We start from the raw sequence: 11,966 nt of genomic DNA, 5'->3' as shown, positions 1-11,966 counted from the left end.
ATTTTAATATTTAAATTGATTAACAAAATCCTTCGGACTCAAATCGGGTAGTTCAATCAAATCCTGTGTCTCCGTTTTACGCTCGTTACCTATATCCATTAGATATTCGATAATGGCGTTTCTGGTTTTCTTAAAATTTGCATTATCGTTCATTTCAGTCTTATCGCGTGGGCGATCAATATCAATTTTAAACTCTGGCCCAAGCGTAGCATTTGGTCCCGGGCGCAGCGGAATAATACGATCTGCCATATAAATGCTTTCATCCACATCATTAGTAATCAACAATGCCGTACGCTTATCTTTTTCCCAAATATTTAAAATTTCATCTTGTAAATTACCACGTGTCAAGGCATCCAAAGCACCAAGTGGCTCATCCATAATAATCATCTCAGGTTTCATGGCTAAAGCTCTTGCAACTGCCACTCGTTGGCGCATTCCTCCCGATAATTCTTTTGGGCGTTTATTAATCGCAGGTGTTAACCCTACCATTTCCACATAATCGGCAACAATAGCGCTCAACTCGGTTTTACTATGCTTTGGGAAGGCCTCTTTAACCGCCATATACACATTCTGTCCTACGGTTAACCAAGGCAATAGCGAGTAATTCTGAAAAATCACCCCGCGTTCATGGCTCGTACCCTGTACAGGTGCTCCCTTAAACAAAACGGCTCCTTTTGTTGGTTCAATAAGGCCATTGATCAAGTTTACTAAAGTCGTTTTCCCACTTCCTGTAAACCCCACAATCGCAACAAACTCCCCTTCTTCAATCGATAAATTAATATTCGAAAGCACCTCGGTTTCGTTCTCTCCCTGTCCGTAAGTCTTGTAAATGTTATTTAATTCTAAGTATGCCATTTTAAAATGTTCTTTCGTTTACCTGTTTAGTTATTTATACTTACTCATCCTTTTATTTTGGGCGTTGGTCCTCAGTCTTCAGTAAATACTTATCCATAAACAAGCTAAACTTCCAACTCCCTACTCCCTACTTCGCACTTCAAACTCCCTACTCCCAACTTCCAACTTCTAACTTCCAACTCCCTTCAAATCGCATCAGTTTTATCAAAACTCACCCAGTTTTGTATGGTCAACATCAATCGATCTAATAAGAAACCAATAATTCCAATCACGAACATCGCAACAATAATTTTTGCGTTTGAGTCATTTGCGCCATTTTGGAATTCCTCCCAAACAAACAATCCTAAGCCAGGACTTTGTGCCAATAATTCAATAGCAATTAGAACCATCCACGCTACTGATAAGGTAATTTTTAAACCCGTAAAAATTAATGGTAAAGACGATGGTAGAACCACCTTAAATATTTTTTGGAAATTCCCTAGCTTCAATACTTTCGCCACATTTATATAATCTTTATCCACACTCGATACCCCCATGGCCGTATTTACCAAAGTGGCCCACATAGAACACAATCCTACACTTATAAACGAAATGGTAAATGAGCTATCCTCATTGGAATCAATCAATAATGTCTTTACGATCATGAATACCAACAAGTACCAAACCACTGGAGAAACAGGTTTAAAAATTTGAATAAACCAATTGAAAGCACTCTTTAAAGTAGGGCTCAACCCAATGAATATGCCTAGCGGTACAGCAATAAATAGTGCCAGTAAAAATCCGGCAAACACAGTTTTTAAACTTCTAAATATTTGATCTACGAACGATGGTCTTCCCGTATAGGTAATCGCATCTTTTCCTTCTGCAAGTCGCTTTTCATTTAAAGCAGCTGTTTTTTCTATAAATGCCGCTTTATCTGCACTAATTATATTGTGGTCCCTCAATAAGGATCGATAAGATTCCCACACCTGTGCTGGTGATGGCAACGTATTTGGCTTACAACTAGAATCCTCTCCCAGAGCTATACAAGCAGCAACAGCATCTGCCGCTGCTTGACCTTGCTCTTCTAATGCCTTATTAATTCTAAAATCTGCTTCTATGTTGTACAAAGTCTTAGAGCCCATATGCCACAGACCTATAAATAATAAAATGGAAGCAATTGGTACGACCACTTTACGTAGGAAATTTTTAAAATCTTCCTTTTCTAGCTTCCCAGTAAATAAATCTTTAATTGTGCTTAAAAATCCTAAGCCCATCAATTTGGTTACTTTTCCTAATGTTATACTTTGCTTCATCTTTGTCTTATTAATTTACTTTACTAATTATTGTACAGCCTTATCTTTGTTACCAATTTTAAAACTATTGATGTATGAAATAGGGTCTTTGGCATCGTAGGTTGTTCCATCTATAAAATCTGCAGTAGCTGGCTTATAACCATCTGTTGTTGGAATATCTCCGGCTGGAATGTTTCCTTCCTCTACTAAAAGTTTAGCAGCTTTTGTCCAAATATCCGGTCTGTATATATCTTTAATAGTTTCACCGTACCATTCTGCCGTTTTGGCTTCAGGAATTTGTCCCCAACGTCTCATTTGGGTTAAAAACCAGATACCATCAGAATAGAAAGGATATGTTGCATTGTATTTGTAAAACACATTGAAATCTGGCATCTCACGTTTATCGCCTTTTTCAAATTCAAAAGTACCGGTCATAGAGTTTGCCAATACTTCTTCAGGAGCACCAACATATTGGGACATAGCCAATATTTTTACTGCTTCTGGTCTGTTTTTAGGGTCATCTAACCATTTACCCGCTCTAATTAATGCTTTAGTGACAGCCACTGCGGTATTAGGATAATCCTCAACAAACTTCTTTGTCATTACAAATACTTTTTCTGGGTTATTTTTCCAGATGTCAAAGTTTGTTGTTACAGGCACACCAATACCTTTAAAAACGGCCTGTTGGTTCCATGGCTCACCTACACAGTAACCATAAATAGTACCTGCTTCAAGAGTTGCTGGCATTTGTGGTGGAGGTGTTACAGATAATAAAACTTCGGCATCAATTTGACCCTGTACATTTTCAGCGGTATACATGCCCGGGTGAATGCCTGCCGCTGCTAACCAATATCTAATTTCATAGTTATGTGTAGAAACCGGAAATACCATTCCCATTTTAAAGGCTTTACCAGAATTCTTATATTCAGTGATAACAGGCTTAAGGGCATCTGCTTTAATAGGATGAACAGGTTTTCCATCTGCATCCTTTGGTACATTTGGTTTCATTTTAGACCAAACATCGTTAGATACCGTAATACCGTTACCATTTAAATCCATTGAAAATGGCGTTACCAATTCTGCTTGACGTCCAAACCCTGCTCCTGCAGCTATTGGTTGTCCTGCCAACATATGTGAACCATCCAACTGACCATCAATAACACGGTCCAATACGTTTTTCCAGTTTGACTGCGCTTCAACAGAAACAAATAATCCTTCATCTTCAAAGAATCCTTTTTCTTTGGCAATAGCTAAAGGCGCCATATCTGTTAGTTTGATAAAACCAAATGTTAATTGTGGTTTTTCAATATCCAATGTTTTTGTTTTTGATGTTTCCGATATTAATTCTGCTGTTGTATCTTTCTTTTTATCTCCTCCTCCGCAAGAAAAGAGTAATACTGTAAGCGAAAAAATCCAAGTTGCTTTTGTTAATAGAGTTTTCATTTTTGTCGTTTTAAATAATTTTTAAGTATTAATACTTATTTTTAGACAAATATATACGTAGTTTTTATTTCACCTTATGAGAATACACATATTAAAACCTCTTTTTAGAACACAAAAAAACCTATTAAAAAACAGGTTAAAAACATAATTAATTGATTTTTAATAAATTAACAAAATACGTAGATAACAAGTGAAGCTACGTAAATTATAAAATGCCGTAAATAATTTTGAATATTAGGGCAAAAAAGCCCTCTAGAAGATTTTATGTATCTAAGAAATAATGGTGTTCACTGATTTCTTTTTTAAGTAATTGAACATCAGTAATAGCAATCTTTTTCCCCCTAGCTTTAATGAGGCCTTCTTTCTTTAAGCTTGAAAAAATTCGAATCACTTGCTCTTCAGTAGTACCTGCATAATCGGCATATTCTTTTCGGCTTAATGGCAGGTTTAAAAAACCCCGTAAATCCCCAAACTTTCTATGTATATATAATAAGGTATCAATAACGCGCTCACGCACTGTCATTTGTGAAATAGACTTCACTTTATTTTCGCTTCTATTAAGTTCATTAGCGTAAAATAACATCATATCATAAGCAAACTTAGGGTTTTCCAATAAAGTGTCCTGCAAATTTTCTTTTGAAAAATAACACAGAACAGCATCCTGCAAAGCTATGGCGCCTATAGAATAATACTCTTCTGTACCAAAACCACGATGGCCAATAATTTCACCTTCTTTAGCAAAACGAACAATTTGTTCACGTCCATTAATCCCTGTTCTAAAGACTTTAACGGTACCTTTTAAAATAAAAAACAAGCCGTTTACCGGTGCTCCTTCAATAATAAACTGTTGCCCTTTTTTGCAGGGCAGTGTACTTTTTAAGTTTACTATTTCAGAACGCTCCAAAGCTTTTAAATTTCTTTTAATTAAGCAAGCGTTATTTAAACATAACCCACAGCTACTATTAAAAGTTGATTGATTTTTAAACTTTATATGTAAGGGTTTCGAAACCAAATTTATACTATCAATTTTATCTTTTATCGGTACTAAACGTCATTATTTAAATGATTGTTTTTACTATTGTTTTTTTTATTAAACTACTTTTTGGTGCTTCGCAAAGTGAACATTCATAGTCTGTTGGCAAACTTTCAAAAGATGTGTTTGGAGGTATGCCTTGAGTCATATCTCCGTAAATTTCATTATAAACGGTCATACATTCTGAACACTGGTACACCTCTTCCTCTACCGTTTCCTTATTAGAAACGGCACCATTTTCCTCTTCGCGTTCTGTTCCTAATTGTTCAAAATATAACTGACTTAGTTCCATTAACAAACCAGGTAGTTCTACCTTGTCTACATCTTGAACATGCATGATGTATTCTCTTGTATTTGGGTCGAAGTTTTTGGCATACAACAGATTGTAAGTGTCTCTTATTTTGAAACCGCCTATGGGTCCTGGCTGTCTATTTTTTTCTATTACAATTGAAGTAAAGTTGTATGTATCACTATCATAATTCGTGATTCCAAAAGTTAATCCGTAGGTACTAATATCATTTTGGTCAAAATTGGTAACCAAATACTTTTTTAAGCTTAATGCTTCTTTATCGTTTACTGGCAAATGCCAGTTCATCTCTAACATGGAGTGTCGTACATTGATACCGAATTTACCCAGAAGTTTTTCCCATTTTAATTTTGAATGTAATGGAATCCCCTTAACAATAAAAGATTTCCATGGCGTGATAGAGATTTTACCAATTTTATTTTCTGAACATAACTCGCACATAACTTTCAGAAACTTTAAGTCGTATCTGTTATTTCTCCAATATAAGCCCAACCAATAGCGATCTGTTCCTATCCTGTTCATCCCTTCATAATATGGAAAAGGATAAAAAGGCACTTCCAAAGGCTCATCGACGGTTCTGTTATTGGTATCAATAGCATCACTTACCAAATCAAAAACGGTTTCTATGGTTTCTGGTTCTTCTTGTAAAATATTTTCTATGGTCAATTCAATCTTGTCCATATCCCAACTATAGATAAGTGCGGGATACATTTGAGTTTTTTTCCAACCTGGAAGCCTGAGATATAAATACCAATAATCTTCATGCTCGGAAGCTATGAAATTGACGTTACCGGTAAATAAGGGCACCAAACGCTGTTTTGGATCGGTAACATTAATACGAAGTTGCGGATGGTGCTTGAATTGTTCTAAAACATACAAATACCTATCGGAAGTAAGCCACGAGGTACTTGGTAAAATTTCGGCAGACACGTAGGACGATGCTATATTTTCAATACCATCCCGTTTGGGTTTTACAAACTGAACTTTATCGAATTGGCTAAACTTGCTTTCATCTATTCTTTCAGGAAAAATAATATCCTGTCGAGAACCAAAAGAAATGGCATCCAGACCTAAACCCTCGGCCACTTCACAAATATATTTTAATTCCCCAGGCGATAATACACCACCATTTATCATCAATCTATATCGTTCGTCCATCATGCCAATACTTTTGAATTGTTTAATATTTCCCGAACTTCAGTTTTACAACTCCCACAACCTAAGCCTGCGCCTGTTTTATTACATAATGCTGTAAAATCCGTACATCCTTGTGCAATGGTTTCTTCAATATTACCGGCCCCTACTTGACTACATGAGCAAACCAATTTTCCTAAAACAGGTACATCGTTTGAAGATCCCCTAAGCAATGTGTCTCGCTTATCTGCCATTTCAATCTTACTCTCAATCATCGTTTTAAATTCGGCAAACTCATTCTTATCCCCCATTAAAATGGCACCAATTAATAAATCATCCTTTACAATGCATTTTTTATAATAGCGCTTTTTGATGTCGGTAAATATGATTTCCTCATAGCTGTCATCATGTTCTGGAACATTAATTTCCCCTATACTGCAAAGGTTCAAATCATTAAATTTTAAAATGTTCATTAAGACCGAACCACTATAAGAACAACTAATATCTCCAGCTATATAATTGGCTAAAATGGCAGCTTGTTCTTCAGCAGCTGAAGTAATTCCAAATAGCTGATTATTAAATTCGGCTATTTCCCCTATAGCGAAAATATCTGGATGCGACGATTGTAAATGTTGATCTACCTTAACACCCCTGGCACAACTTATACCATTTTCTCTTGCTATCTCCACATTGGGAATGGTGCCAATGGTATATACAATAGCATTGGCTGTTATAAATTTTCCACTCTTAAGCGTGATGTTTAATTCGCCTGTATCTTCATCATCAAACACGGTGCTTACTTCATTATCAAAATAAATTTGAATCCCACGTTCCTGAACATCCAGTGCCAATAATTTACTGGATACTTTATCCAACTGGCGCTCCATTAAACGAGAACCACGTTGCACGATCGTGATTTCAACATTTTTATGCTTCATGGCCGCTGCCAATTCCAATCCGAGCAATCCCCCGCCAACGATCACCACATGTTGTTCTTCTGGAGGTAAACCAGTGGCTTCTAAATAGGTCTTAAATCTATCGGCATCATTTTTATTTCGCATGGTAAAACGCCCTGGCAAGTCTATTTGCACATCCTTTGGCACAAAAGCGCGACTACCGGTTGCCAGTATTAATTTATCGAAGCTGTGGGTTTCCCCATGACTATCTGTTACCACTTTTTGGTCTTTATCTATTTTAGATATATGAATTTCTGGATGCAACTTAATATTGAGTTTATTCAGCTCTAACTTCTTTATTTTAAGAAGCTGCTCCCAAGTTAATTCCTCGGTGATATATTCAGGCAACAACACTCTATTGTAAAACAGGTTAGACTCTTTTGAGAACACATGAATTTCATCTGTTTCATTATACTCCCTATAATTTTGAACAAATCGAAATGCTGCCGCTCCAGCCCCAGCTATTATAATTTTTTCAACAGATTTTTTATATCTTGAAACGGAAACCCGTGTGAATTTAAAATCTGGTTCTTTAGATATTGGGTCTAAATGCGTATTGGTTAAATTGTTAGCTCTATTTAAATTACTTTGCAATTGTTTTCCCCAATGCATGGGCATAAATACAACCCCCTTTTTTATGGTATCGGTTACTTTTGCACGCATTCTAACAAGACCATTTTCGCCTTTTATTTCTGTAATATCGCCGTTTTTAATTTTGTTTAAAAAAGCATCTACGGGGTGGATTTCTAAAACGGGGGTCGGATAGTGTGTTTTTAAACGTGATACCTTTCCTGTTTTGGTCATGGTATGCCATTGATCGCGCACACGTCCTGTTGTTAGGATTAAAGGAAATTCAGCATTTGGCTGAACGGATGTATTGACTATTGAAGCTGGAATATTAAACTGGGCCTTTTGCGTTGGTGTATAAAACTTTTTATCCTCAAATAACCTTGAAGTCCCTTGGTGTCTATGTTCTGGTACTGGCCATTGAAACGTGCCTTCGGTTTTTAATCTATCGTAATTTAGAAAAGACACATCCATGTTTGTCCCTTTGGTCATTAACGCATACTCGTCATAAATGTCGCTTGCGCTATTATAATTAAACCCCCTAAAGCCCATACGTTGTGCAAAATCACAGAAAATTTCAACATCAGGCCTTGCTTCTCCCGGGGCTTCAATTTCTTTAGGCAAATATGAAATACGACGTTCTGAGTTCGTCATGGTGCCTTCCTTCTCTAACCATCCAGCTGCTGGTAATACCAAATCTGCAAAATCTACCGTATCAGATTTATGCGAAATCTCCTGAACCACAACAAACTTCGCGTTTTTCAAGGCTTTTTCAATACGATTCAAATTTGGCAAACTCACCAAAGGATTAGTACATGCTATCCAAACGGCTTTCATTTTACCACTTTCCAAAGCATCAAACATTTCGGTAGCGGTCCATCCTGGTTTGGGATTAATTTTGTCTACTCCCCAAAACTGCGCCACTTCACGACGATGTTCCTCATTCATCAAATCTTTATGAACCGCCAATAGGTTTGCCATGCCTCCTACTTCACGTCCGCCCATAGCATTAGGTTGGCCTGTTAATGAAAAAGGGCCTGCACCAGGTTTCCCTACCTGACCCGTTATTAGTGAAAGATTTAACAATGAAATGTTTTTATCCGTCCCCACCACACTTTGGTTAAGCCCCATGGCCCACATACTTATAAAACCTTTGGAAAGCCCAATAATATCGGCTGTTTTTTGGATATCTTTTTTGGGAACTCCACATAATTTTGAAGCTTGCTCCAAAGACGTTTTAAAAATTAAGTCTTTGTACTCTTGAAAACCTTCTGTATGGTTTTTTATAAATGCATCATCAATCAAACCACGTTTATACAAGCATCTTCCAATGGCGTTGTATAAAATCACATCGGTTCCCGGTAATATTTGTAAATGAATATCTGCAAAATTAGCGGTGTCTGTTTTTCTTGGATCGACAACGATGATTTTCACATCCGGGTTGTCTTCTTTTCGCTTTTCCAAACGGCGGAATAAAATAGGATGGCACCATGCCGGATTAGCACCTGTAACTAAAAATGTATCTGCCAATTCAATATCTTCATAAGAAATGGGAACACTATCTTCTCCAAACGTTTTCTTATAGCCTACTACAGCAGAACTCATACAGAGTCTTGAATTGGTGTCGATATTATTTGTTCCTAAAAAGCCTTTTGTAAGTTTATTGGCAATGTAATATTCTTCGGTTAAACTTTGTCCAGAGACATAAAAACCAACACTATCTGGACCATGTTTTTTTATAATGGCCTTAAAAACACTCGCAGCTCTATCTAAAGCATCATCCCAACTTACCCGTTCCCTGGGATGTGAACGGCTCCAACGCATTTCAGGGTATAAAATTCTATCGGAAGTATCATTAGCTACGTAATGTAAATTCATCCCTTTAGAACACAGCATGCCCTTATTTACAGGATGCTCTTTATCACCCTCAACAAAAACTTTATCGTTAGTATCTTTTTTAACAATAATCCCACAGCCAACACCACAATAGGAGCACGTTGTTTTTATTTCGTTCTTAATCATTTATAGGCAGGGTTTTATACTAATTAAAAGATTATTATTTTATGAAACAATAGTGAGCCATCATTATTTTGAATACTGTAATTAACTTAGTTTTTATTCAAAAATTGACAAAAATCCATCGTGCAAATAACTAAATTCGTTTCACAAATTTATTATTTAGATTCCCGATTTCTCGGGAATGACAAATTCAGCTGAAACCTTGAAAATTTCAAGGCGTCCTTTTACCATTAACTTTTTACTTTAACAGGTATAAGCGCATCTGCTGAATTTTTTATAACAGCATTGGCAACTTTTTCATCTTCTGCTGAAAATTTAATGGTTAGGGCCACTATAGATGTTACAACGACAACACACCCGATTAAAAAATAACCACTAGAAACCGCACTTGATGCTGCTGCCGATTGTGCCGAACTTATAACTTCTGCCCCCATCCCTTCATTGGCAATTATTGCCGCCTTTTCTGCTACTGCCGATTTCGATTTTAGTAACATGGCCGCCAAAAACGCGCCAACATTTCCACCTGCACCAACAATACCCGAGACCGAACCAATAGCTTTTTTATTTATAAATGGCACTACAGAAAAAGTGGCACCTTCCGCCATTTGAACCGATAAACTAAAACATATCAAAAACAGCACACCAACGATGATACTAGTTGTCATTGAAAACGTTACAAGCATGATGCCTTGAGTAGCGAGAATAAATGATAGGAATAATACGCGCCCCCTTAAACCTTTTAATTTTCCGAATTTATCACCAAAGAAACCACCTAATGTTCTTGCAAAAATGTTCATTAATGCGAACGATAATACCATGTTTCCAGCTGTTACACGCTCCAACTGAAAGGTATTTTGAAGATAATCGTCCATAGTACCATAAACCGTAAGTTCTATACCAAAACAAGCGGCATACACGACAAATAAAATCCAAGTTCTGTAATCTTTAAGTACGGTTAAAAAACCAACCTGGTCCTTTTTTGTGGATACCATTTCACCAGCAGCTCTCAAATCTTTGAAATTTCCTTGTGGGGTATCCTTTGTAAAGAAAAAATAAACCATGCCCATTAAAAAACAAATTATTCCAGCGATGACCATAGCATATCTCCAAGCCTCTCCTTCTGGGACTCCAAAACCAACTACTGCCGCAGCTATTAATGGCATCCCTAAACGGTTAGCACCACCACCAAGATTTCCCCAACCAGCAGATGTTGCATTTGCTGTTCCCACAATATTGGGCGCAAACATTAAAGAGGTATGTACTTGTGTAATTACAAACGATGCCCCTATAAAACCAATAAATAATCTACAAACTAAAAATTGTGCTGGTGTTTGCACCAATCCGCATAAAATAACAGGAATGGCGCCTAAAGTTAATAACCATGTATAGCATAGTCTAGGACCATATTTATCGCATAATTTCCCAATAAGCAAGCGAGCAAACACGGTACCCGAAACTGCTAAAATGATGGAGTTCCATTTTTGGTCCGGCGTTAAACCTAAATCCTTAACCACACCTGGCATAAAAGGTACGATACCGAACCATGCGAAGAAACACATGAAGAATGATATAGCTGTAATCCAGAATGTACGTATAGAGACGTTTTTAAGATTGAATAATTGTAACGTTGTCGATTTTTGAGCTTGAATATTGAGCATAATACGTATTTTTAATATTCAAAACTAAGTATTTTTACTTAATTATTTAAAAATAAAATACGTATTACAAAAGAATTATGAGGTTGATAATTTTGGAATGTAGGTTTTGAGAATTTGGTAAAAAGTATCCTTAAAGATGATGTGATTTTAAGAACCTTATTAATGAATCATGTATCGAACTCCTTTACTTTTTCTATTTCCTAAAACCTGCCGGTAGCTACGGTGTACCCACATCTTTTTTCAATATAAAGAACAAAGCTTATTTCCCTTTTTACTTACTTTTAGCTCACTGATTTTATTTGATAAATAGGTGTTCGTGAATCTTCGATTTAGCTCACTGATCTTATTTGATAAATAGGTGTTCGTGAATCTTCGATTTCTTTGCTCGTCCAAAGAAAAGTAACAAAAGAAAAGACGCCCTTTCGAGAGGGATTTCTTCTCATGCTGTCGCCAGAGAAGAACCGGGCCCAAAACTTCGCGTCGCCCCACCGCAATGTCCAACGCCAATGCTCCTGTTCCTCGAAGCTTTTGTGCCCTATCCTTCCGAAAGGTCGGGAACAGCCTTATGGTATTTTTCCAACAGCTAGCAGAGAGACCTGAGCGCTCTATAAAAAGCGGTCTGCGAGGCTGGTACGGCAAACCTATACAGAAAGCAAGGGACATAGAGCAAGTTCTTTTATCTGTGGCTGCGACAGATGATCATGATTTGTGGGTACACTG

At 36.9% G+C, this 11,966-nt stretch carries 7 protein-coding genes; all 7 read right to left on the bottom strand.

Features of this window, described 5'->3' with window-relative positions:
* Window positions 1-3 precede the first annotated feature (3 nt).
* A complete protein-coding gene (locus PQO00_RS17040; RefSeq protein WP_274186067.1) occupies window positions 4-855 on the bottom strand; it encodes an ABC transporter ATP-binding protein in 852 nt (283 codons plus the stop codon).
* Window positions 856-1,040: 185 nt separating this feature from the next.
* Window positions 1,041-2,150, bottom strand: coding sequence for an ABC transporter permease (locus PQO00_RS17035; protein ID WP_274186066.1), 1,110 nt, complete (start codon window positions 2,148-2,150; stop codon window positions 1,041-1,043).
* A gap of 27 nt (window positions 2,151-2,177) precedes the next feature.
* Window positions 2,178-3,572, bottom strand: a complete 1,395-nt coding sequence (locus PQO00_RS17030; protein ID WP_274186065.1) for a CmpA/NrtA family ABC transporter substrate-binding protein — start codon at window positions 3,570-3,572, stop codon at window positions 2,178-2,180.
* Between the two features lie 262 nt (window positions 3,573-3,834).
* Window positions 3,835-4,476, bottom strand: coding sequence for a Crp/Fnr family transcriptional regulator (locus PQO00_RS17025; protein ID WP_274186064.1), 642 nt, complete (start codon window positions 4,474-4,476; stop codon window positions 3,835-3,837).
* A 154-nt stretch (window positions 4,477-4,630) separates the two neighbouring features.
* Window positions 4,631-6,073, bottom strand: a complete 1,443-nt coding sequence (locus tag PQO00_RS17020) for a rubredoxin domain-containing protein (RefSeq protein ID WP_274186063.1) — start codon at window positions 6,071-6,073, stop codon at window positions 4,631-4,633.
* Window positions 6,070-9,591, bottom strand: a complete 3,522-nt coding sequence (locus PQO00_RS17015; RefSeq protein WP_274186062.1) for a nitrate reductase — start codon at window positions 9,589-9,591, stop codon at window positions 6,070-6,072. Before PQO00_RS17015 ends, PQO00_RS17020 begins: the two co-directional genes overlap by 4 nt.
* 227 nt (window positions 9,592-9,818) lie before the next feature.
* Window positions 9,819-11,246: an MFS transporter gene (locus tag PQO00_RS17010; RefSeq protein ID WP_274186061.1), complete on the bottom strand. Its 1,428-nt coding sequence runs from the start codon at window positions 11,244-11,246 to the stop codon at window positions 9,819-9,821.
* Window positions 11,247-11,966: the final 720 nt, after the last annotated feature.

This window comes from Flavivirga sp. 57AJ16 (genome assembly GCF_028736925.1).
Classification (GTDB): domain Bacteria; phylum Bacteroidota; class Bacteroidia; order Flavobacteriales; family Flavobacteriaceae; genus Flavivirga.
Note: the sequence above shows the minus strand (reverse complement) of the source record. Positions and strands in the feature narration are given on the sequence as shown.